Below are 24,046 nucleotides of genomic sequence, written 5' to 3' on the forward strand. Positions count from 1 at the left end.
CCTACTCGACGGCTACGGGTCTGAGCGCACGATAAATTTTGAATAGCCACTTAACCCACTCAATCATAACCATTGGGACGGCTGCTATGCGCGCGAATGAGTGCTATTATCCTCGCCATCAGCCGACTACCTTACCATGTTCAATAGCCGACTTTTGGCAAGGAGCCTTTGTTTGAACTCACTGACTCACAGTAAGAGTGCCCCGCTCATTCCTGTCATCCTGTCCGGTGGGTCTGGCTCCCGACTTTGGCCGGTATCTCGCGAGCAGTACCCCAAGCAATTTCAGTGCTTCAATTCTAACGAGTACAGCCTGCTTCAAGAATCCGCTCTGCGGTTAACTGGCATGAGCAATATTCGTGGGCCACTGGTTGTCTGCAATGAGGCACACCGATTTTTGGTAGCCGAGCAGCTACAATCTGCCCTTATAGATGCTGATAAAATCCTGCTCGAACCCTGTGCTCGCAATACTGCGCCAGCGGTAGCTCTGGCTGCCCAGCAAGTCGCTTTACAGCAGCCGGATACATTGCTGCTGGTCATGCCGGCCGACCATGTTATTGTCGACCCACAGGCGTTCCGTGACGCCGTAGAAAACAGTCGCCCATTAGCCGAGCAAGGTTATCTGGTGACGTTTGGCATTGAACCAAGTCAACCGCATACCGGCTACGGCTATATCCGCCGTGGCGAACCTCTCGATTCAGGCTATAACGTTGATGCGTTTGTTGAAAAGCCTGATGTTGAACGAGCACAAGTGTATCTCGATAGTGGTGCTTATCTGTGGAATAGCGGCATCTTCCTGTTCCGCGCTGACCGCTATTTGGAAGAGCTGGAAGCTTGCGCAGCGGATATCTCACAAGCGTGCCAAGCGGCGTTCAATGGTCGCCACGAAGATCTCGATTTTGTGCGGTTTGATGCCGACGCCCTTGAAGCATGCCGTAGCGACTCTATTGACTACGCCGTCATGGAACAAACGACACGAGCAGCTGTTGTTCCCATGGACCCAGGCTGGAGCGATATCGGAGCATGGGATGCTATTTTCGAGCTTCATTCGGCCAACGATGTACAGAACAACGCCGTGCGTGGCGATGTCATGCTACATGACACCAGCAATAGCTTAGTGCACAGCCACTCGCGTTTAGTCACCACCGTCGGCGTGCAAGATCTTATTGTGGTTGAAACTGAAGATGCCGTACTGGTGGCTGACCGCCATTGTGCTCAGAACATCAAAACTATCGTCGAATCACTGAAGCGCGAGAAACGCAAGGAAAGCCAGGCGTTACCGCAGGTCTATCGTCCGTGGGGGCACTACCGCACTCTAGTGCAGATGGAAGGCTTTCAAGTCAAAGAGATCGTCGTCAAACCGGGTGAGAAGCTGTCTCTGCAGATGCATTATCACCGAGCGGAACACTGGGTCGTCGTCGCTGGCACAGCTCGGGTTACGCTAGGCGATGGACACGGTGATATTGAGCACATGCGTAGCTTTCTGCTCAGCGAAGACGAATCCACCTACATTCCTCTGGGCACGGTTCACCGCCTTGAAAATCCCGGACAGATACCTCTCAAACTAATTGAGGTACAAACCGGCAGCTACTTGGGTGAGGATGATATCGTGCGCTTTGATGATGTGTATGGCCGCACGCAAGCCAGCCCGCCCCCTGCAACATCGGCGCAATGAACAAGGCGCTGAGCGGCCTGCAGAACTGGGCCAAGCACCAACGCGTCGCCATTGTGCACGACTGGCTGGTAGTGCAAGGTGGTGCGGAGAAAGTGCTTGATGCGCTTTTGCAGGCCTTTCCTCAGGCTGAGGTCTTTACACTGGTTGATTTCATGCCGGTTAACCAGCGTGGTCGGCTGGCCGATCATCGCGTACACACCAGCCTAATTCAGCGCCTACCAATGGCCAAACGTTGTTTCCGCCACTATCTGCCGCTGATGCCTTATGCCATTGAGCAATTCAACCTGCGCGACTTCGATCTAGTGATCTCGTCGAGCTACTGTGTTGCTAAAGGCGTGGTAACTCATCCTGGGCAGCGACACATCTGCTATTGCCACACGCCAGTGCGTTATGCCTGGGACATGAAAGAAGCCTACTTGCGCGATGCCAAATTGCCGTTACCCGGCCTAAAAACTTACGTGCGCCGTACGCTCAAGCGGCTGCGCCAATGGGACTACTTTACCGCCAGCCAGGTTGACGAGTTCATTGCCAACTCAGAAAACGTCGCCCAGCGTATCGCCAAGTATTACGGACGGCGTGCCACGATCATTCACCCGCCGGTCAATCTTGATACCTTTGCGCTCAATACTGGGCCACGCGGCGACTATTATCTGGCGGCATCTCGTTTAGTGCCCTATAAACGTATAGATTTGATTGTTCAGGCTTTTCGTGAGGACGGCATCCGACATCTCAAAGTTGTTGGCGACGGCCCCGAACGTCGACGTCTGGAAAAGATGGCGGAGGGTGCCGCAAATATTGAATTGCTCGGTTACCAAGAGAATGCCCAGCTAGCTCACCTGCTGAGCCAGGCACGCGCTTTCATTTTTGCAGCAGAAGAAGACTTCGGTATCATGCCGCTAGAGGCGCAGGCTTGCGGCACACCAGTGATTGCCTATGGTCGAGGAGGCGCCTTAGAAACAGTGCGGGATGAGTCGCATGGGGAACAAGTCACCGGAGTATTCTTTGCCGAGCAAACCCCCACCAGCCTTTTAGAAGGGCTCGCCTGCTTTGAAAGCCAGACCGTGTCCCCCAAGGCTTGTCGTCAGCAGGCCAGCAACTTCAATGCCACACGCTTTTGGTCACAGTGGCTGACGCTACTTCACCCTGAAACTACCATCACAGCAAAGGAAGCTGATGAAACGCTACGTTAAGAATCTGCTTTCGCGCCTGCTCAACCATCTGAATCGCTCACCGCGAATAAAGTATACTGGCCAACGTGTTTTAAGAAGAGTTCCACGATTGCGTAGGCTTGTGCTCAGAATTATGCACGGCGGTAGCATCTATATCCACGAGGTCCCGCCGGATACTTTCGACGCGAGAGGCGAACAGCAGAAACGCTTGCTAGACGACCTGCAACAGCGGTGGAACCGACAACCATGACGCATTCACTCCTTATCATAGATAATCCTTCTGGCCAGCGTCTGCCCTCGGGTAAAGGTTGGTTTGAGGCATTGGTTGATACAAAAAGAACTGCAGATAGGCTGTTACTTGTTGGGTTTCAAGATGAAGACCTAGTACGTATTCGCCAGTATTTATCGCCCCAGCTTGAAGAAACCAATATTTATAGTGTTACGCAAGCGAATGAAGCGGCATTGAAAAGCGTCGATGCAACATTTTTTTTAATTACATTACAGCATCTTATCGCTGGACTGGCTCCAGAAAAAATTCATATGATTGACTGTTTTGGCCAGCCACCCCGTGATTTTTGGAAGCAGTTACTCCAGCCGTTATCGACTAGCACCACACACAAACAGAATAACCGTTTGCGCTTGGCCTTTGTTTCACCGCTGCCGCCAGAACCTACAGGAATTGCCAATTATAGTGCTGAGCTACTGCCTGTCTTAGCTAAGCATTACGACATCACTTTAGTTGTCGATCAGGAGTCCATTGCTGCCAGCTTAACGAGTCATTTCAAGATAGTTGACGCTGCTACATTCGCGACTAACGCTAAATATTATGACCGTATTCTCTATCAAATTGGCAACTCGCCTTATCACAATTGCCAGTTTGAGCTGCTAAGACGCCATCCTGGCGTTGTGGTGCTTCACGATATTTTCCTTTGCGATGTTGTTTGGTGGTTGCAAGAGAGTAATACCTGGCCGGATGGGCTTCGGCAACAATTGTTTATTGATCATGGTTTCCCGGGTGCGTTGGCGATGACTGATGAAAGCATGCTTACACCTCACGGACCAGATTCCTACCCAGTTAATAGCTTCGTCACCCATGAAGCGGCTGGGTTGATCTATCACTCAAATTTTGCTCGTGATTTAGACCGACATTGGCGCCTTGATGCCTGGCGCGAACAAGCTGCTATTATTCCGCATTTGCGAAAGCTTCCTTGTGCCGCCACGTCATCTCTACGCCGCAAAGCTAGAGAAGCACTGGGTGTCGAAGACAGTGTTTGCCTTATCGCTAGCTTTGGTGGGATTAGTCCCAAAAAACTTAGTGATCTTCTTGTTAATACTGTGCTAGATGCTGACTGGGCTGAAGCGGCTAAGGTGCAGCTAGTGTTAGTAGGGGCGCAGCATAGTGGCGATTTTGGTCGTCAACTATCGCAGCGTATCAAGCGCCACCCATGTGGCCAGCGCATCCGTATTACCGGCTATGTATCTCATGAAGATTATCGCAAGTGGTTACAGGCTGCTGATATTGCAGTGCAACTTCGTCAGCAGTCACGTGGCGAATCTTCAGGCGCTATTTTTGATGCAATGGCGCAAGGTTTGCCCTTGATTGTTAATGCTCATGGGAGTAGCGCAGAACTGCCCAGCACAGCCGTCAACCTGCTCCCCGATTTGATTACGCAAAGCGAGCTATCCCTTTCTCTGCGCTCTTTGGTGATGAGCAATGAGAGCCGCCAAGTATTAGGAGAGGCTGCCAGGGCATTTGTAGCGCAAACACTTGATCCCCCAAGCATCGCAGCGGCTTATCATCAAGCCATAGAGAACTTTGCTGGCCAGACGCGTCGCGAACATCAAGTCCGACGTACAGACGCTCTAGCAGGTCACCTGGCGCTACAGCAGCTGGACATGCCAGATCTGATGGAAGCTACACGGACACTCTGCCAGCTGGATACCACCGCGCCTACACAGCTACCACGCATCCTGTTTGATATCAGCACCATTGCCTGGCACGACCTCAAGACCGGCATCGAGCGCGTTACCCGACGCCTAGCCGACCAGCTGCTGCGCCACCCGCCAGCGGGCTGGCGTGTTGAACTGATTCGCTGGGGCGGCGATGATTTCCATCTCGCTCGCGGCTTTGCCAGCGATCAGCTGGGCATCGAGCCGCCGGTGCCAGACCGCCCCTGCGAGGCGCGTGCTGGCGACATCTACGTTAGCGTTGAGTGGGCGCCACCGCTACTCGAGCAGGCCGGCGATGCCTTAAAACAAATGCGTGCACGCGGCGTGCGCTGCTACTTTACTGTGCATGACCTGCTGCCGCTATATCTGCCAGAATATTTCCCTGAGGACACTCCTGAGCGGATGCGTACCTGGTTCGAACGTATCGCTGAACGGGCGGATGGCATTACCTGTGTTTCTGCCACCGTTGCCGATAACGTTCGACACGAACTGGCCGCATTAGATCTGCCCTCATCACCTTGGGTGGAGCACTTTCATCTTGGCGCTGATTTTTCCGGTGCGGATGCTGGGCCGCTGGCACATGACGAGCAACACCTATTGCAAGCCATTACCCAACCCAGAGGCCCCACTCTGTTGATGGTAGGCACCCTAGAACCACGTAAGGGTCATTGTCAGGTACTGGAGGCTATCGAGAACTGCTGGGATCAAGGCATCGAGGTCAATCTATGCATTGTCGGTAAGCAAGGTTGGGACGTCGATAGTTTGTCACGTCGCCTATGTTGCCACTCTCAAAACAACCTACGCCTACATTGGGTAGAAGGTGCCAGCGACGCCCTGTTGGCACGCCTCTATACTAGCTGTGATGGCTTAGTGGCAGCATCTTTTGGCGAAGGGTTCGGCCTACCATTGATTGAAGCTGCACATCACGGCATACCCATTCTGGCTCGCGATATTCCGGTGTTCCGCGAAGTGGCTGGCGAACACGCTGACTATTTCAGCGCCAACGACGCCAAACAGCTAGCACAAGACTTCACCGCCTGGATTGAGCGTTGGCAGAGCGGCGAGCTAGCCGGCTCCCGCGGCATGCCCCACCATGACTGGGCGGCCAGCGCTCAGCAGTGGCTTGGACACATCCTCGCTGACCAGCCTACGCCTCTCGCCGTGGGGCAGCCGCAGCCTGTGGAGCCAAATTCATGAGTATTTCTGCTCTCGCCCTGCGCCTGAAAGGCTGGCGCAACCAGCTGCCATTGATCTGGCTATTGGCCCGCCAGGAGCTTGTTGACCGTCATAAAGGTTCGATAATCGGCAAAGCTTGGACGTTGATCGCCCCGCTGATTAACATCCTGGTGTTCGTGCTGGTGTTCTCCAAAATCATGGGCGCCCGCCTGGAAGGCTTCGGCGCCGAGATCGATCAGTACACCTATAGCATTTATCTGATTGCCGGTATTCTGGCCTGGACAGCTTTCGCCAAGAGCCTGAGCTCGATTACCAACCTGTTCAGCGAACACGCCAATCTGATCACTAAGGTCAAGGTGTCGCTTAAGGCACTACCGCTCTCGGTACTACTCGCCGAAGCCGTCATTTACACCATCAGCATGGGCTTTTTTGCTGTTTTCCTCTGGTGGATCGACTTCCCGATTAGTGTCTGGTGGCTGGGTGTCCCGCTGGTTTTCGCCCTCCAGCTGGCCTTTACCTACTCCCTGGGCCTGCTGCTGGCAGTGCTGGCGGTGTATCTTAAAGACATTAAAGAAGCAGTGGCTGTGCTGCTGCCGGTGTGGTTCTGGACCACACCAATTGTTTACGTCAGCGATATCCTGCCTGATGGAGTGATAGGGCTCATGCGTTACAACCCGCTGTTTCAGCTGATCGATGCCTACCGCGACCTGATCATGTATCAGCGTCTGCCCGGGCTGGTGGGTCTGGCTGGCATGGTGTTACTGTCCGTGGTGCTAGTGGCTACGGCGCTATGGCTGCTTAAGCGCACCGAGCGCGACCTGCGTGACTGTTTATAAAAGACCGTTCAAGACTGTCTATAAAACCGCTCAGGGCTGTATCCAGGCCCGTTCAGGACCGTTCATACGAGACACTGGCCATGATTACCGTCAGCAACCTGCACAAATCCTTCAAGCTGTTTGCCAAACCGGTTGACCGCCTGCGCGAAGCCATCACCGGCCGCGCCCGTCACACCACTCACGTGGCGCTGGACGGCATCAGTTTTCAGGTAGGCAAGGGGGAAGTGCTGGGCGTGCTGGGCCGCAACGGGGCCGGCAAATCCACCCTGCTCAAGCTAATGACCGGCGTCCTACTGCCAGATGCCGGGCACATCCATATCGACGGCCGCGTTACCGGCCTGCTTGAACTGGGCACCGGCTTCAATCCCGAGCTCAGCGGCGCCGACAACATTACCGCCAATGCCCTGATGCTGGGCATGACACATGCTGAAATCAACGCTCGTCGCGAAGCCATCATCGACTTCTGCGAGCTTGGCGAGTATATCCATGAGCAATTGCGTACCTACTCTTCAGGCATGGTTATGCGTTTGGGTTTCGCCATCGCAATTCATGCTGACCCCGCCTGCTTTCTGGTCGATGAAGCGCTTTCAGTAGGTGACGGCTACTTCCAGCAGAAATGCATGAAACGCATTCGCCAGTTCAAAGAAGATGGCGGTGCCATCCTGTTCGTCTCCCATGACCTCAACGCTGTCAAGGTATTGTGCGATCGCGCGCTGGTACTGGAAGACGGCCAGGTCATCCACGAAGGCAACCCCGAGGGCGCGGTTAACCTCTATAACCGCCTTATGGCCCGCCAGGCCGAAGAGGAAGAAGGGCGCCACCAAAATCGTCAACAAGGCGCCTACGGCACTCGTCAAGTCACCATCACTCAGGCCAGCGCATTGGGCCAGCTCAGCGGCGGATCGACTCTAAGCAGCGGCGAAACGCTCGAGCTGAACCTGACACTGCATGCCCAGCAAGCACTTGACGATATCGCTTTGGGCATATTGATTCGCGACCGCTTCGGCCAAGATATCTTCGGCACTAACACACATCAGCGACAAGGTGCCTTCAAGTTGGCTGCCGGAGAGCACCGTGAAGTGCGCCTAGCGATTAAGGCCGCTATCGCGCCAGGAAAATATACCATCACGCTCGCACTACATTCTGGCGACCATCATCTGGACGACTGTTACTGGTGGCACGACAGCGCACTGCAGTTCGAAGTCGCTGGCTATTTAGGCAGCAAATTTTCAGGGCTGTGCCAGCTACCCTGCCAGATCGACCTCGGTACCACATCTAGTACCACGCCCGAAGCAGCACCGGAGAACAGTATATGACTAGCCCCGGCGACCTGGATGCGCTAATTCGTCGGCTAAGTGATTCGGCCAATAGCCTAGATGAAGACCAACCACCCATCGCCCCTCCCCTCGGCGATTGGTACCAGCAACTGACAGAGCTGCGCGATTGTCTGGAAAAACAGCCGCAACCGCTTCCTGAACTTCGCCATCGGCTGGTCGAGCTGCGTGACCGTTTAGAAAAACAGCCGCAACCGCTTCCTGGACTTGATCTCCATCGGCTGGCTGAGCTGCGTGACCATCTAGAAAAACAGCAGCAACTGCTTCTAGAGTTTAACTTTCAGCGGTTGGCCGATCTACGCGAGGCTCCTGGCTTGCACTCCGCGGTAACTTTTCCTAGCAACACCCTAACAGATACCGCTTGGCGTCATATCCCAGAGCGATTCAGTCTCAGTGTGTTGATAGCACCAAACGCCGACGATAGTACTTTCATTGACGGCCTTTACCAGCATCTGCTGGGTAGAGCCGCTGACGACGAAGGCAAGGCCAACTATCTGCATAGTCTGTCACGACACTGCAGGCTCTACGTGCTTGGCGAGTTTTTACAGTCTCCGGAAACAATAGCGGCCCTTGAGGATAGGCCGCCGGAGTTGACGCAAGCGTTGAAAAAGCTGAGTGGTACCTGGCGTCGCTATCACTCTGCTGGGCCGGTCAGCAGAATTACTTCCAAACTATTGAACCTGGGCTGGACGTGGCGGGCACGCTTAAATTGCAAGCGCTGGCGCCAGGACTCCCTGCACGCTCAACAAAAAGCGCTATGGGCAACAACAACCGCCTTATGTATCAATCAGCAACAACAGGCGGATGCGTTACGGGAAAATCAACAGCAGCTGGCGGATGCACTATGCCAAGTGGATGAGGTGCTGCGTGAAATGTTGCCCGCCTGGCATACAGAGCGCTATCAGCTGGCCAGTGCTGTACTGGAAATGGGCGATCGTCAGCGCCACTTCGGCCAGAGACAGGATTATGAATATGCCCGTCAGCTGGCTCTGTGGCAGCAATTCGCTGCCTGGCGCCGTGCTAACAGTGCTCCCAGCCGCCTCATAACTGAGCCAGAGGCACTTCAAGCAACCGAATCTGTCGCCGCGCCACCCAGCGAACTCGACACCTATTATCTAGCATTTGAGGCGGCTTTCCGTGGGCCTGAGGCCGATATTGCTGCTCATCTGAACAACTACTGCGATGCCTGGACTCGCGCTCGTCAAGTCGGTGATCAGGCGCTGGACTTGGGCTGTGGTCGTGGTGAGTGGCTGCGCTTGTTGGCTCAAGCTGGTTTTCAGCCTCGTGGGATAGACCTCAACGCCACCATGGTCGCTCACTGTCGCGAGCTCGGTTTCACAGTAGCTCAGCAGGATGCTTTGGACGCACTGCGCAACAGCGCCGATGCCAGCCTGGCGCTGATTAGCGGGTTTCATATCGCCGAACACCTGCCCTTTGAAACGTTATTCACCTTGGTGGCCGAGGCCCATCGCGCCCTGGCTCCCGGTGGCGTACTGATTCTCGAAACCCCCAACCCAGAAAACCTGATTGTCGCCAGCTACAGCTTCTACCACGATCTGACACACCGTAACCCGCTGACTCCGCCCACCCTGCAGTTCCTGCTGCAGTTCCACGGTTTCAGCGACACCATTGTGCAGCGCTTCAACCCCCCGCCGGATGATACGCGGGTGGCAAGCGAAAGCCCCGCGGCACAGCGCCTCAACACCATGTTGGCCGCACCCATGGACTACGCGGTGATAGGCACCAAGGCGGAGGAGAAGCACCCATGAAACTGCTGGTGACCGCCAACCACACGCCTTTTATAGCTGGTGGCGCGGACTACCACGTTGAGGGCTTGGTGACAGCGCTACGTGAGCACGGCCACCAAGTAGAATGCCTGCGCTTACCCTTCCATTACGATGAACACCATATACGTCGACAGATGGCCTACGCCGAAGGCCTGCAAGTCAGCGCGCCCAATGATATTCCCGTCGACCGGGTCATCAGCCTGCAATTTCCAGGCTACGGCGTAAAACACCCAAACCATGTGGTATGGCTGATGCATCAGCATCGCGCCTGTTATGAGCTGTTTGACGCCGCGACTGCCAGCCCTGCCCTGCTCGAGCTCACTCCCGAAGTCCGCGCCTACGATAGCCGCCACCTGGGCGCCGCTCAGCGCCTATATGCCAACTCACCCCGCGTCGCGGAGCGCCTGAAGCACTACAACAACCTGACAGCCGAGCCGCTCTACCATCCGCCCTACCGCGCCGAGCGCTTCACCTGTGGCGATGACTGGGGCTATGTGTTCTACCCCAGCCGGCTAGAGCCGCTAAAGCGTCAGGCGCTGCTAATACGCGCTGTCGCGGCCTGCTCGCGCCCCGTACGTCTACTGCTGGCCGGCGACGGCAGCGACCGCCAGGCACTGCAACAACTGATTGAAACGTTGGGCGTTGCCGATAGAGTTCGTCTGCTGGGACGCATCAGCGAGGCCCAAAAAATTGCCCTCTATGCCCATGCACGCGCCGTCGCCTTTCCTTCTTTTGATGAAGATTACGGTTACGTCACCCTAGAAGCCATGCTGGCTGCCAAACCGGTCATCACCTGTACAGACAGCGGCGGCCCCCTGGCCTTCGTCGAGCACGACCACAACGGATGGATAGTTGCCCCACAGCCCGAGCCCCTGGCCGCCGCACTGGATGACGCCTGGGCCAACCCTGGCAAAAGTGCGGCCCTTGGCCAGAACGGCCGAAAGGCCTACGCTCAGGCAGATATCGGCTGGTCACGAGTAGTTCAAGCACTTGCTTGTTGATATTGCTGAGGCAGAGAGGTGGCAGTTCAGCGCCTAGTCAAAGCGCGCTATCTTTTGCCTGGTAGGGTGTTGTTTCGTTATTTTGACTTGCTGGTATTTGATTTTTCCTTTGTGATTGGGTTCTCTTGCAGGCGTGCAAGTTAAAGGCTAGGATGGCTACGGAGAAGAAGTCGAGCAGTGTTCTAAAACTCTATTAGACTTTCTTGTTGGTTTGGTTTTGGCCCTAAGCTGAGTAGAAATGATACCGGTCAGCTTGGTGATAGATTTGATTGACAGAAAAGAAGCGAGCAGTTTACCATGCTTTTTGTATAGATTTAATTAAAGAGGTATGGTAGGGTCAGGAAGGGTTGTCGCTATGCATGCTGCGGTGATCTGTTGGCAATGGTAGGTTTATACGAACACCTTGAGCGCTCAAGGTTTGTGCTGATGCTTGGCGTAAGTTATTGGTCATTATCAGCATCCATAAAGGCAAGGAGACTATAGTCCCATGGCAACTTCACAAGAAAGTTTGAATCAAGCACAGCTGTTGTACGTCGCTTATTATGGACGTCCTGCTGATCCGGAAGGTCTTCAGTACTGGGCTGGGGTTATTGAGGCGAACGGTATTGACTCTGTCATGAATACATTCGGCACTTCGGCCGAATTTGATGACATGTTTGGTGGTCTATCCAGCTCTCAGCTGATTAATAACTTGTACGAGCAGCTCTTCAACCGTTCTGCTGATCTTCCGGGCCTGCAGTTCTATACTGGTGTTCTGAACAGTGGTAGCAAAACGTTGGCCGAAATCGCTTATGAAATCGCCAACGGTGCTCAGAATGACGATAAAGTCGCTCTGGATAACAAGTTGGCGGTGGCTGACGAGTTTACTGCTGGCCTGAGCACGACCGAAGCTGTTTTAGCCTATCAAGGCAATGCTGCTTCTGAAGCCGGCCGTGATTTTCTCGCCACGATTGATCAAAACACCGTAGTGGCTGATGTCGATGTTGGTAGTGTTATTGGCAGCTTGGTTAGCGCGCCGGTGGTTGGTGAGGATTATGTGCTCACAACTGGGCAAGATATTCTGACTGGTACTCCGGATAACGATACGTTCTTCGCTACGCAAGCCACTCTGCAAAACGGTGATAGCCTCAACGGTGCTGGTGGTGATGATACGCTTGACCTTTCTGTAGCTCAGGGTGTTGGTGCTTTTGTCACTGCGCCAACGTTGAGCAATATCGAGAAGATCCAGGTCAACGGCCCCAACCTGCTGGGCAGTGATAGCATCACCTTCGATCTCTCCAACTCCGACGGCTACAACACCCTGGAGTCCTACCAGACGACTCAGGGTGGTCTGCCCAGCGCCGCTCAGGACCAGAGTGCGACCCTGGCAACTGCTACCGTCACCTTCCGTGATATTCAGAATGTCAATGGTACCGACTTGCGTATCATCGACACCAACCTGAACCACACCCTCAGCTACGACACCAACGCCTACGAATCCCTGCTCGGCGGCGATGATGATGTCGTGGATCTCTATCTGCAGGAAGTCGATGGCTCCACCATCACCCTGCAGAACGTGACCGGCATCCAGAACACCCCCGGTGGTGCTCTGCGCTCGCATGTCGACCAGGTGAACATCACCTCCGATGAGCGTACTCAGGTCAACGTCACCCCCGACAACTATGTCTGGGAGCTGAACGTCGGCCCGGTGTTTAACGAGCTGTTTATCGACGGCAACGCCAACCTCGAGATCGAGAAGTTCCTCGACGAGGGTGTCAAGCTGGTCGATGCCACCGAGCTGAATGCCGATCTGGCCCTCGATCTGCTGGGCCACGGTGCCATCACCGCTAATCGTGCGCTGATCGATCCGCTGGTGGTGCTGGGCGCCCAGGGCGATGATCGTATCGATGTTCGCGGTGAGTTTGCTGGTGGTCAGCAGGTTCGCGGTACCAACGGTGCTTATACCCTGGGCACCGGCGACGATCTGTTGCGTGTGGGCAACAGCAGCGACGAGGCCTACTCCGCCGAACAGACCATCGGTCACAACATGGTCGACAGCGGTGAGGGCGACGACACCGTGGTGCTGAACGCCACCGGCCTGCAGGATGTGACCAGCGGCGAAGGCGACGATACCGTCTATATCAACGGCGATGTCGATGACCTGCGTACTGTCGTTTACGGCGATGGGGTCAGCAGCGTCGATACCGGTGCCGGTAACGATACCGTCTATATCAATGGCGAGGTAGATGACGGCCAGGGTATCGACCCCGATGATGTCGACTACGCCTCCGTCAATCGCGGCCAGGGTGATTACGAGATTAGCCTCGGCGACGGCGACGATAGCCTCGAGATGCATGTCGACGGCGGTCATTTCGACGGCAATGGCGACTGGGTGCTGGGTGGGCAAAGCATCGATGCCGGTGCCGGCGACGATACCGTCTGGATCGAGGGTGACGGTGTTCACGATATCGATCTGGGTTCCGGTGACGACTACCTGCTGATTCAGGGCTCACGCCTGGCCGCCAATAATATCGATAACGCCTCCGCAGGACTGCCTTTCGAAGAGTGGCAGACCAAGATCGTGGCCGGCGAAGGTGATGACGTGGTGGTCATCAACGGCGATCACTATCTGAACGTCGAGCTGAACGAGGGCGACGACCAGTTGATGCTGAACGCCGACGAGCTGACCGTCGACGATGTGATCGATGGTGGTGAGGGTCGCGATACCCTGTCGCTGCGCAACTACACCAGCGGCATCGTGACTACCGGCATCTCCGAGACCAGCAGCGTCACCAGCATCGAGGTGTTCGATCTGTGGGATAGTGGGCAGGTGCTGAAACTCTCTTCCGACAACTTCGATACCGCCGACAACAACCACATCACGGTCAAGACCACCAACTCCTTTAGCAATGATCTGGCGTTCCTGACTGAAGATGCGGAGCTCGTTGATGGCGAGTGGGTTGGTGGTGTTAGGACCGACTTCGATCAGGGCATGAGCCGTGCTGAATATAATGATATTCGCACGAAGTGGGCCAACGGTGACTACGATCAGTATTCTGGTGGTGCCGTGACCCTGGAGGATTGGCTGATCGGGAAGTCTCCGGTCTTCAACCCCAATCCGGTCGATGCGGTGGACTTCGCCGATGGCGATGCCTCCGGTGATAACAACCTCTACGATGAAACGACTGACGCCTACGTGGCCAGCAACGATCCGGCGGTGGACTCGGTCAACTTCCGCACCGAACCGGGCACTCAGACCGTGGATATCACCGATATTCCGCTGAGCACCGTCTCCGGTCGCAGCTTTACGCTGGAGGGTGGCAACATCCGCGATATCGTGGTGGCCGACGACGCCTCCATCAGCCATCGCCTCGAGCTCAACTACGATGCCGATAGCGGTACCGGCGACTCCATCGAGGACACCCTGCGGGTGATCGATGCGGCGACCATCACCGCGGCGGATCTGCGCAATGTCAGCGGCCTCGAGATCATCGAGCTGCAGGCGAGCCTCAACACTGCCCAGACCTGGGATATCGAGCTTAGCGATCATGTGATCAACCAGACCACCGGCACCGCCGACCTGGTGATCCGCGTGGATCCGGAAGTGGCCGCCGGCAGCCGCGTCAATATCCAGCTCGACCCCAGCACTATCGATGCCAACAAGGACGTACGCATCGAGACCAATGGCAACGTCGATATCTATATCAACGGCAGCCAGGTCACCGAGCCGCAGTACGGTACGGATCTCAGCTTGGCCGGCAGCACCTACACGGTGACGGTCACCCCGGCGCTGCTGTTTACCACCAACGCTGACACCTTGGTGGGCACCGCCGGCAACGACACCTTTGTCGCCGCCAGCCTTGATCAGGTGCAGCAGGGAGATAGCGTCGATGGCCTGGGCAATCGCGATACCGTGCAGCTGAACTTCGCTCTCAGCAATCAGCTCGATAGCCTGATGGCCCAGCTGGAGAACCCCTCGTTTACCAGCATCGAGGAGATCAAGTTCGAGACCGGCAATAACGTTCAGATCGATGGTCTGGGCAACGTCTCTGGTGTGGGTCTTGATACCGTCACCACCGGCTACGGCGATGACACCCTGACCGATATGGAGCGGGGTTATACCTATAACCTGCGTCGCGGTGACGATACCTTAACCCTGGAGAACCGCTTTGGGTTTGGTCCTAACCCCGTCACGTTTGTCGATGGCGGTGCAGGCTTCGACACGGTCAATGGCACAACGACTGGGTTCTTTAACACAGGCATTGATCTACTGGACGTCACCGACGTCGAAGAGATTAACCTGTTCGGCGGTAACGATGTCGTGACCATCGCCCAGAATGTTGATGACGGCGATATCACCGTTAACGGTGGTGCCGGAAACGATACTACCAATATCGTCGGTGCCATCGGCGGCACCGTCTTCGCCAATGATGTCGAAACGGTTAACGACAGCGGCTTCGGCAACACCATCGTTGCCGACGGCGAGAACAACGCCACCGTGACCGTCAATGGCTTCGGCGGTGACGACGATATCACCGTGTTCGATACCACTACGGCCAATGTCAATGCCGGCGACGGCGACGACACCGTCGAGGTGTATGATGTCACCACCGCTACCGTCAATGGCGGCCAGGGTGATGACAACCTGCATGTCCACGATGTCAACACCGCTACCGTCAATGGCGGCCAGGGTGACGACACTATCCTCGTCGAGGATGTCAATGCATCCACTGTCACTGGTGGCGGGGGTAATGATGACATCACGGCGCTGACCGTAGGTGCTGAGGTTTCTACTATCACTGGTGGCGCTGGTGATGATGAGATTGCACTGTCCGGCAACGTTAATGGTGGCCAAGACACCGTTATGTTTGGTGACGTTGCCTATGATGCACTGCAGCAACAGAACCTCAACACCCAAGGTAACGATACCATCACCAACTTCAACTTTGAAAATGGTGGCCCTGGTGCTGAGGACGTGCTGGACTTCACCAACTTTAATGGTGTAACTTCTGCTAATGCGTTAGTGCATCATGACTGGACTTCAGGTCCTGTTCCGACAGGGGTCTTTACTGGCGGTGTCGCCGTGCTGGAAGTTAACGATGGTTTTGTGCTGGATGGCGTTAATGCATCCAACTTAAGCATCGCTGACAACGGCGTAGGTGTAGTCATCGCGGGTATGGACACTGATAACGATGGTGGTTTTGATAGCTTCGACGTTTATTACGTCCAAGACATCGACTCAGATACTAATGGCCAAGTTTGGGCTGTGGATCAGGTCGCGACTATCGAATCGATTACTGAAATCGGTGTATTGAACTCCATTGATCTGGCGAACATTGCCTAAATAGGTCATTGTCCAGCCGTCGAAGAGGGCGGCTGGCAGTTTTTCGGTGAATCGTTAGATGTAGTCAGTAAAACGAAGCCTCGCGGCAACGCGGGGCTTTTTTATTTCTTGAAAGGAGAACGTCATGAGTGATTGGCAGCCTGTTTCACGGCGCCGTCATGCGGACTTCGCCTGGCGACCGCGCCAGAGCTTTTATTTCGCTGCTACGCTCAGGTATCTACCCGTGGTGCTGGCTGAGCTTCCGAAGTTATTAGGCGACTACGTGCTCGCTTTTGTTGGTGAAGAAGATGCACCGGAGCTTGTGGCTATCACCGATATTGGCTTAGGGAATAACCTCTATGTCGACCGCCAAGGCCGCTGGCTCTCGCGTTATGTGCCCGCAGCACTGCGCGCTTACCCGTTCGATATGATCAGAAACGAGTCCGGTGAGCCAGTATTGGGGGTTTGTTGCGATCAGCTGGTGGAGCGTGGTGGTGGTGCGCAGCCGCTATTCGATGCCGAGGGTGAGCCGAGTAGCGATGTAACTGGTGTGGCCAATTTTCTTCAGCAACGTGAGCGCCAGCGTGATTTGACGCACCAGGCGTGTCGACTGATGACCGAACTTGGGTTGCTGGTGCCCTGGCCACTGAAGGTGCGCCTGGAGAAGGATGCCGAGCCCGAGGTCATGCCCGGCCTATGGCGAGTTGAATCCAAGGCCCTGGCGGGATTGAAGGGCGAGGCGCTGGAACGGCTTAACACCTTGGGTGCACTGCCGTTGGTCACGCTGCAGCCGATGACCGCGGAGCATCTGCCGCGGCTGCTGGAGCGCGGCCGCTTTACGGCGCAGCAGGCGCCGGCCGAGGCGCCGTTACCAGAAAATCTGGACGACTTCTTTTCTGAGGACGAGGAGCTGTACTTGGATTTCGGTGACGAATAAGCAGCGTTGCTGCCTGACAAGCCGCAGTGGGTTGCGTTATCATGCGGCGACTCTTGATTGTTTATTAACTATGTTAGAGGAAATGCTCTATGGTCGAAAAGAAAGATGAACGCACCGTGACTATTGATGGTCAAGAATACAAGCTGGATAATCTGAGCGAGAAAGCCAAGAAGCAGCTGGTGAATCTGCGTATCACCGATGAGGAGATTCAGCGTCTCAACCACCAGCTGGCCATCGCCCAGACTGCTCGCTCCGCCTATGCCAATGCCCTTAAGGAAGAAATTGAAGGGTTAAAGGCGACAGCTCACTGACACGAGTGCCCGCAGGGGTCAGCAGCGGGGCCGTATGCGGCTCCGTTGTTTGTTTAAGTTTTAATCTGTCTGGATCATAAAGCGTAGGCTTTGTCTATTCTTTATGTTCAATGAAAGGCGTCGCATCATTTTTAACGTCATGGCAGCCACATGCGCTCTGCAAACCTTGCTTATCTGCCACGCTTAGACCACCTGCGCTTTGCAGCGGCGTTTTTGGTGCTGGCTTTTCACCTTTACCATTACTTTTTTCATGGTTGGCAGCCTAACCCGGATGCTGCCGGAATCGGCTTTATTGTCGAAGGACATAGTGGTGTAGCGCTGTTCTTTAGCTTGTCGGGCTTCCTGTTTATGTTGATCGCCCTGCAGGGGCCAATACGCTATCGTCAGTTTTTGACAAATAGAGTGCTGCGCATTGTGCCGCTGTTTTTGGTGATATTTTATCTCGCTATTACCTTGGGGCGAGATGAATTTCAGGCCAGCGATATTTTTTATTTGCTATTTTCCAATATTGGTAGCCCACCGACTTCGGATCATTTTGTGACTGGCGCGGCGTGGACTATTTCGGTGGAATTTACTTTTTACCTGATTTTTCCTTTCATGGCGGCAGCATTTATGGCTCAAGGCTGGCGTTATATGATTGGAGTGTGGTTGTTACTGCTGCTATTTAAGCTGTTGATTTACACCAGCGTCGCGAACCCTATTCATGTGTTTTACTCCACTTTGCCGGGGCGACTTGATCAATTTTTGATCGGCATGGCAGCGGCGGTGCTCTATGCGAGGCATCGTGAAACATTGGCGCGCCATGGCATATCGTTGTTTGTGGTGGCGTTAGGCTACTGCTATACCATGCTGTTTTTATTGGCGAAATATGCCAGTACGTTCAGCGAAAATCGCCATGAGACGCTATGGATCGTATGGTCCAGCATAGAGTCTTTTGGCTGGGCGTTGTTGATACTGGGGTATTTGTCGTTACCGGCTGTGCGCGGCCGAATCGCTGAGCGTACAGGGGCTGTGTTTGTACACTGTGGTAAAATTAGTTACTCCTTTTACTTGTTGCATGCCAGCGTGCTTTACCTGTGGCTGGAATACCTAGGTGTATGGCAGCCTACGGCTTGGTTTGCGGTTAACTTCCTGGCGAATCTGTTAGTGGTTCTGGTGCTGTGTATTGCCCTTGCTTCACTTAGTTATGCCTGTATTGAGCGGCCGTTTCTGGCTCAACGGCGGCGCTATGTTTCACCGTCGCCAAACGCTGCGCAAACCGAAAAAAAGGACGTATGACGAGGTTGTTGGGCTTGGGTTCTGGCGAGCACTACGCCGATTGTTGGGTGCTGCGCTGGTCTCTGCTGAGCTACTTGTTGTTATGGTCGGGTATCTGGCTATCAGGTTATCGCTTCCTCGACGACCGAGGGCGTAGCCTATGGGGTAACTTGGGCTGGGAGGATAATGGCCGCCCGTTGACCACGCTGGTGATGCATATTTTTGCCCGTGGAGGGTAGTTGCTGGATACAACGCCGCTGCCGCAACTGCTGGCCATCGGCCTGATGGCGCTGCCGCTGTTCGCAACGTCGCTATTTATCGGGAATATGGCGTTTCGCTTTGATGCTCTGTCAATGAGCTTGGCGGTATTGAGTGGGGTGCTGGCGGCTGGTGCTTTATGGTCACCTCGGCCTTATCTTGGTATAGGGATTTCTGCTGGATGGTTGCTGGTAACGTTGATGCTGTATCAGCCGGCGGTAAATGTTTTTGTGGCGCTGTGCTGTCTGCACGCACCGAGGGTTTGGGGCGGTTGGGTAGCGATATAGCGCCCAGCACGCTGAGTATTTTATTCTTTCGGCATTACCCCTAGGGGCATGGCGGAACTTGTTAACTGCCTGGCAGCATGCGGTGGTATGGCTGCATCCGTTAACTCTGGTAACTTTGTTGTTGTTTGGCGCTGTCTGGTGCATTTCAATCCAGTTCGTGGCGAATGCGTTGGGCTGTTTTGTTGTGTTTGGCACTGTCGCTGTTGGCGCTATTCGGGTTGATGTTGGCGCTAAGCAATCTTGTTTGGCAGCCGCGTGTGTTTGTTGGGTTAGGTGGTGTGGTGACTTGCTGGTCGTTGCTGGCTTGGCAGCTTAATGTGGCGGTGGGCTGGCGATACATTGTTGGTAGTATTGTCACTGTGTATCTGGTGACTGTGTTGGTGCAGGCGTGGTTTTTCGGCGCTTTACTGGGTGAACTGCAGCGCCATGAAGCGTGGTTGCTTCGAGATATTTCAGCCCGAGTCAACACGCAGTATCTGCAGCATGGTCGTGATCGGCTGGTCATTGAGGGTGATTGGGCTTGGCCACCGCTAGTGGAGCGTAGTCGCCAGCAAGATCCTTTGGTGCGTACTTTGTTACCTAGGTGTAGGGTTCCGGATGATCAAGTCGCCTATAGAAGTTATCCTCTGCTAGCCGCGAGGGCGCTTCTTCAGCAATTTATCCGGGAGCAGGTTCATGGACATCAAACTGCATAAACAAGCGACGACGACACCAAAGACCCGTGCCGAGATCCAGGCAGCGTCCTCCAGCATCACGAATAGTGAGCTGGCCCGCCAGTATGGCGTCTCTACCGCGACTATCCAACGCTGGCGATATCGTGACGATGTCCATGACCAATCTCACACGCGTCACAACTTGCTGGCCACGCTCAATTCCGAACAGGAAGAGGTGCTGATCGCGGCTCGTGAATTCCTTCGCCTCGGCCTGGATGATCTTCTCGTCGTGGCGCGAGAGTTCCTGAATCCCTGCTTGTCTCGCTCCGCCTTGCATCGCATGCTCAAACGGCGTGAGGTACCGACGCTGGCGACGACGAAAAACCACTGCACAACCCCTTCAAGGATTACGCGCCAGGCTATGTGCACATCGACATTAAGCATCTGCCCCAGATGCCTGACGAGGAGCAGAAACGCGACTTGTACGTCGCCATTGACCGTGCCACGCGCTGGGTCTATCTGGAGGTCAGATGCAGCCAGTCGGCGAAGGATGCTCAAGCGTTCATGAAACGGGTGGAAGAGAAGGCACCCTTCACGATCCAGACCGTGTTGACCGACAACGGCAAGTCGTTCACCGACCGCTTTACCCGGGCGGGTGAGCGCAAGCCCAGTGGTCGCCATCCTTTCGATCAAGAGTGCCAAGCCCATGAGATTGAGCATCGTTTGATCAAGCCGGGAAGACCACAGACGAACGGTATGGTAGAACGCTTCAACGGCCGTATCAGCGACGTGCTGGCCACTCGGCGCTATGTTTCAAGCGAAGACCTGGAGCAGACGCTCAAGCGGTACGCATGGCTGTACAATCACCACATCCCGCAGAAGGCGCTGCATCATCAATCACCGATTGCAGCAATGAAGGAGTGGCAAACTAAACGGCCTGAGTTATTTACCAAGCGGGTGGTTAATCACACGGGACCCGACACCTAGGGGATTACAAGAAGGCGATTACTGGAATGAGCCCGCCCTAGATTTGCGCGGGTTATTCACAGAGATGATTGTCACAACGCCACACGCTTCTCCTCCGGCGAGCACGCAGCAGGTATTACTGTACGAGTCACGCTATTACCGGTTGCAGTGGGATGGTAAACAGCTGGTGCTCAGCCTCACTACAGGTAAGTAAGCTATGCAGGCAAGTGAGCTAAGCTATTCCGTGACGGCTTAAGAGTGATGGTTTTAGTTTATGAATACCCATCGCCGAGAGATCAGGTAACTGACAGCGGCAGCGAGGCCGGTGGCGCTAGTAATGGCCCAGAATGGGGAGAAGCCTAACCATAGCCCGCAGGCTAGCACTAAGTTATTAACGGCAAAGCCGCTTAGTGACATTAGTATGAAGCGCAGAAAGTGCGCCCGCTGGCCGAACGTAAAACGTTGGTGGCCGATCAATGAGCAGGTAAAAGCGCCGAGATAGGCCAATAGATTGATAATAAATATCGGCCCTGTAAGCCAAGCGGCCAACAGTAGGCCCGCAAGACCAATATGTACCAGGGTCGCAAGCCCCCCAACCACACAAAAACGCAGGATGCGGCCAAGTTCGCTGCGCAGCGCATAGAATCGGTGGCTCAGAGAGTTAATCATGGGTGGTGCTGCTCGTGGTGCTGCTCGTGGTGCTGCTCGTGGTGCTGCTCGTGGTGCTGTTTTTGCCGTCGTGTTGCGGCTGAGCGTCACTGTCTTCTGCTATGAGGTAAAGTGGGCGCTGCTTGCTTTCAATGAACAGTCGCCCGACATATTCCCCCAGGATACCGACTGATAGCAGTTGCATGCCGCCAAAAAACAGCACAGCTGACATCAGTGACGCATAACCTGCCACGTCCCGTCCTAGCAGTAGTACTTTGCTAATAATGATAACTAAGTAGATGAATGCCAGTAGGGCGGTAAATCCGCCGATATAACTCCATACGCGTAGTGGTAGGGTGCTGAAGCTGAATAGGCCATCAAGAGCGAAATTCCACAACTTCCAGTAATTGAACTTGCTCTGTCCGGTGGTGCGCGCTGGGCGCTGGTAAGGAACGCCAATGCTGCTAAAGCCGGTCCAGGCGTACAGTCCCTTCATGAAACGGTTGCGCTCTGGTAAGCGACGCAGTGCTTCGACCACGCGGCGATCAAGCAGGCGAAAATCCCCCGCTTCGGCAGGAATTGGTGCATCGGCAATACGGTTGAATAAGCGATAAAACCAGCCGGCGGAGCTGCGCTTGAGGCGGGTGTCTTCGTGGCGAGACTCACGCACGCCATATACCATGTCGTAGCCTTGCTCCTGCCACAAGCGCAGGAACGCGGGTATGGTTTCGGGTGGGTCTTGGAGGTCGACATCCATTGGTATAACCGCATCTCCCCGGGCGTGCAACAAACCCGCTGTCAACGCCGCTTCTTTGCCGAAGTTTCGGCTTAGGGAAAGGTAGCGAATACGCGAATCATAGCATGCTAGCTGGCGCAGCCGCTCAAGAGTAGCGTCGGTTGAACCGTCGTCGACAAATAAAATTTCAAGCCGAAACTGGCTGTCGTCAAGCACGCTAGACAGCGCTGAAATAAAGTCTTTCAGGCCATCCTGTTCATTGAGTACAGGGACGACAATAGAAAGCAAGCGAGTGGTCTGTGGGGGCACTGTATCAGTCATTCTGAAGGCTCGTTGAATTATTAGAAGAGCTGCTGATGTCGCGCCAGGCTAGCGTAACGCCGTCGTCTAGATGTTCGCAGCGAACATCACTAAGCGGGCACACATACTGAGGCCATGTACTATCGGTCAGCAGGTAAATCGTATTCTCTTCCAGTTGGTTGTTTTCAAGGGCGCTACGGTAAGGTTGAGTAGCATTATTGACGACGTCTTTTGACACTCGCGCCAGGTAGGCCACATTGATTGATAGGTCGTGTTCGGCAGCAAGCCATAGATATGGCTTGAGCATGTCTAGGTCATGAGCGGGTAGTGCGACTAGATGACGGTGACTTCGCCATAACGGGATGAGTTGAGGAGCATTCAATACGGCATAGGGCCGAGGTTCATGCTGGCTTTTTTTTACTCGAGCAGCCACTGAGTCGTGAAGATAAGTATGCCAGGTGCGTAAGTCGATAAGCTGTATGCTAACCGCTAATGCTAACAGCAGATACAGTCGTAGCGGAGAAAAGCGTCGAGAAATCCAGACAAGAGCGCCTAGTACTAGTGTATAAAGTAGCGGCCAGGCAAGCCTGCCACTCGCTCTTAGATAGTCACTCAGTGGCCCAAGGAGCTTTTCATAATGCAAGTCAAGAGTCACGGAGCCAATGACAATATGGTCGCTCATGGAGAGAAAATAAAGTGCTGTAGTCAGGCCAAGTAAGCATTTTGCAGGCTCGGAAAGTGCGTGAAAAGTAGTAATAACTCCATCCTTGATCAACCCATAAAGTACAACTAACCATAGTAAAATGATCCCAAATCCGGCATAAGAAAAACCTTCGTTCTGGGTTTCGATAGGTGTTGTCCAACCTGGCCATAATGTAGATATAGAACTTAGTCCTGCACCGACTAGCCAAGAATTGAGCGGGTTGAAGAAGGTCAACAACTCAGCAGAATAGTAACCATAGCCACCACTGGCATGCGTTTGCTGGCCTAGCTGGAAGTAACCGATTGCCCACATCAGCGCAATAATAATCAACGGGGTCAGCGTGCCGATACTCAGCCATACTAGCCAACGGCCGCGTTGTTCTGCATGCCAGCCGGCTCTAGCCCACCAGCCGGCCCATAGCACGCCAACCATGAAGAAAAGGTAAAAATGCACCATAACGGCAGCAGCCAGTAGTGCCAGCCAGCGTGTGGCGTTGCTGAGTGACACACTGGATCGAAAAAGCAAAAAATCGATTGCTAAGAGAAGTAACCAGTGTGCGGTTAATGCTTCATGCCCATGAGCACCTAGTCCACGCAACGTTACGGCGGGCAGGACAGCGAATAGCAGGGCGCCAAATAGTGCGGCTAGCCAAGGTAGTCCACAGTGTAGTAATAGGCGACAGGCTAAAGCGGCATTGAGGCTCAGGTTGACTAAGTGCCTAACCGAAAGTTTTCGTGCATAATGTATGTAGGATAACTGACAC

General features: G+C 54.5%; 16 protein-coding genes and 1 pseudogene. 14 read left to right on the plus strand and 3 right to left on the minus strand.

The annotated features are described in order from the left end of the window. Window positions 1-136 precede the first annotated feature (136 nt). The 14 genes and pseudogenes from ACTH3D_RS06850 to ACTH3D_RS06915 all read left to right on the plus strand — a co-directional run bounded on the left by ACTH3D_RS06850 (window position 137) and on the right by ACTH3D_RS06915 (window position 20,917). Entirely contained in the window at window positions 137-1,672 is a 1,536-nt protein-coding gene (locus tag ACTH3D_RS06850; protein WP_441666318.1) for a mannose-1-phosphate guanylyltransferase/mannose-6-phosphate isomerase, read from the plus strand. Further along, the gene (locus ACTH3D_RS06855) at window positions 1,669-2,862 is read left to right on the plus strand and encodes a glycosyltransferase (RefSeq protein WP_441666319.1); all 1,194 of its coding nucleotides are present in this window, start codon (window positions 1,669-1,671) and stop codon (window positions 2,860-2,862) included. Before ACTH3D_RS06850 ends, ACTH3D_RS06855 begins: the two co-directional genes overlap by 4 nt. Window positions 2,863-3,087: 225 nt before the next feature. Beyond that, the gene (locus tag ACTH3D_RS06860; protein ID WP_441666320.1) at window positions 3,088-5,988 is read left to right on the plus strand and encodes a glycosyltransferase; all 2,901 of its coding nucleotides are present in this window, start codon (window positions 3,088-3,090) and stop codon (window positions 5,986-5,988) included. Further along, window positions 5,985-6,803: an ABC transporter permease gene (locus ACTH3D_RS06865; RefSeq protein WP_441666321.1), complete on the plus strand. Its 819-nt coding sequence runs from the start codon at window positions 5,985-5,987 to the stop codon at window positions 6,801-6,803. Before ACTH3D_RS06860 ends, ACTH3D_RS06865 begins: the two co-directional genes overlap by 4 nt. A gap of 80 nt (window positions 6,804-6,883) precedes the next feature. Continuing rightward, entirely contained in the window at window positions 6,884-8,119 is a 1,236-nt protein-coding gene (locus ACTH3D_RS06870) for an ABC transporter ATP-binding protein (protein WP_441666322.1), read from the plus strand. Continuing rightward, window positions 8,116-9,906: a methyltransferase domain-containing protein gene (locus ACTH3D_RS06875; protein ID WP_441666323.1), complete on the plus strand. Its 1,791-nt coding sequence runs from the start codon at window positions 8,116-8,118 to the stop codon at window positions 9,904-9,906. Before ACTH3D_RS06870 ends, ACTH3D_RS06875 begins: the two co-directional genes overlap by 4 nt. Continuing rightward, window positions 9,903-10,925 (plus strand): glycosyltransferase family 4 protein, encoded by a 1,023-nt coding sequence (locus tag ACTH3D_RS06880; protein ID WP_441666324.1) that lies wholly within the window; start codon window positions 9,903-9,905, stop codon window positions 10,923-10,925. The genes ACTH3D_RS06875 and ACTH3D_RS06880 overlap by 4 nt, the downstream gene beginning before the upstream one ends. Window positions 10,926-11,412: 487 nt before the next feature. Continuing rightward, window positions 11,413-16,248, plus strand: coding sequence for a DUF4214 domain-containing protein (locus tag ACTH3D_RS06885; protein WP_441666325.1), 4,836 nt, complete (start codon window positions 11,413-11,415; stop codon window positions 16,246-16,248). Window positions 16,249-16,372: 124 nt separating this feature from the next. Next, window positions 16,373-17,164: a SapC family protein gene (locus ACTH3D_RS06890; RefSeq protein WP_441666326.1), complete on the plus strand. Its 792-nt coding sequence runs from the start codon at window positions 16,373-16,375 to the stop codon at window positions 17,162-17,164. Window positions 17,165-17,253: 89 nt separating this feature from the next. Beyond that, window positions 17,254-17,475, plus strand: coding sequence for a DUF6447 family protein (locus tag ACTH3D_RS06895; RefSeq protein WP_441666327.1), 222 nt, complete (start codon window positions 17,254-17,256; stop codon window positions 17,473-17,475). A 150-nt stretch (window positions 17,476-17,625) separates the two neighbouring features. Then, the gene (locus ACTH3D_RS06900; protein WP_441666328.1) at window positions 17,626-18,753 is read left to right on the plus strand and encodes an acyltransferase family protein; all 1,128 of its coding nucleotides are present in this window, start codon (window positions 17,626-17,628) and stop codon (window positions 18,751-18,753) included. Next, complete coding sequence (locus ACTH3D_RS06905; protein ID WP_441666329.1) at window positions 18,750-18,971, plus strand: hypothetical protein; 222 nt, start codon at window positions 18,750-18,752, stop codon at window positions 18,969-18,971. The genes ACTH3D_RS06900 and ACTH3D_RS06905 overlap by 4 nt, the downstream gene beginning before the upstream one ends. Beyond that, on the plus strand, window positions 18,972-19,277 hold the full coding sequence (locus ACTH3D_RS06910; RefSeq protein WP_441666330.1) for a glucosyltransferase domain-containing protein: 306 nt from the start codon (window positions 18,972-18,974) through the stop codon (window positions 19,275-19,277). Window positions 19,278-19,952: 675 nt separating this feature from the next. Beyond that, window positions 19,953-20,917: pseudogene (locus tag ACTH3D_RS06915) on the plus strand (DDE-type integrase/transposase/recombinase). Window positions 20,918-21,163: 246 nt separating this feature from the next. Here ACTH3D_RS06915 and ACTH3D_RS06920 read toward each other — a convergent pair. From ACTH3D_RS06920 to ACTH3D_RS06930, 3 genes are all read right to left on the minus strand, one after another. Next, window positions 21,164-21,565 carry a GtrA family protein gene (locus ACTH3D_RS06920; protein WP_441666331.1) on the minus strand — a complete coding sequence of 134 codons (402 nt, stop codon included), beginning with the start codon at window positions 21,563-21,565 and terminating at the stop codon, window positions 21,164-21,166. Continuing rightward, window positions 21,558-22,601: a glycosyltransferase family 2 protein gene (locus tag ACTH3D_RS06925; protein WP_441666332.1), complete on the minus strand. Its 1,044-nt coding sequence runs from the start codon at window positions 22,599-22,601 to the stop codon at window positions 21,558-21,560. The genes ACTH3D_RS06920 and ACTH3D_RS06925 overlap by 8 nt, the downstream gene beginning before the upstream one ends. Further along, window positions 22,594-24,046 (minus strand): DUF6311 domain-containing protein (locus ACTH3D_RS06930; protein WP_441666333.1); only part of this gene is annotated, 1,453 nt, incomplete at its 5' end. The genes ACTH3D_RS06930 and ACTH3D_RS06925, both read right to left, overlap by 8 nt.

It is taken from the genome of Halomonas sp. (assembly GCF_052095765.1).
In the GTDB taxonomy this organism is placed as follows: domain Bacteria; phylum Pseudomonadota; class Gammaproteobacteria; order Pseudomonadales; family Halomonadaceae; genus Halomonas.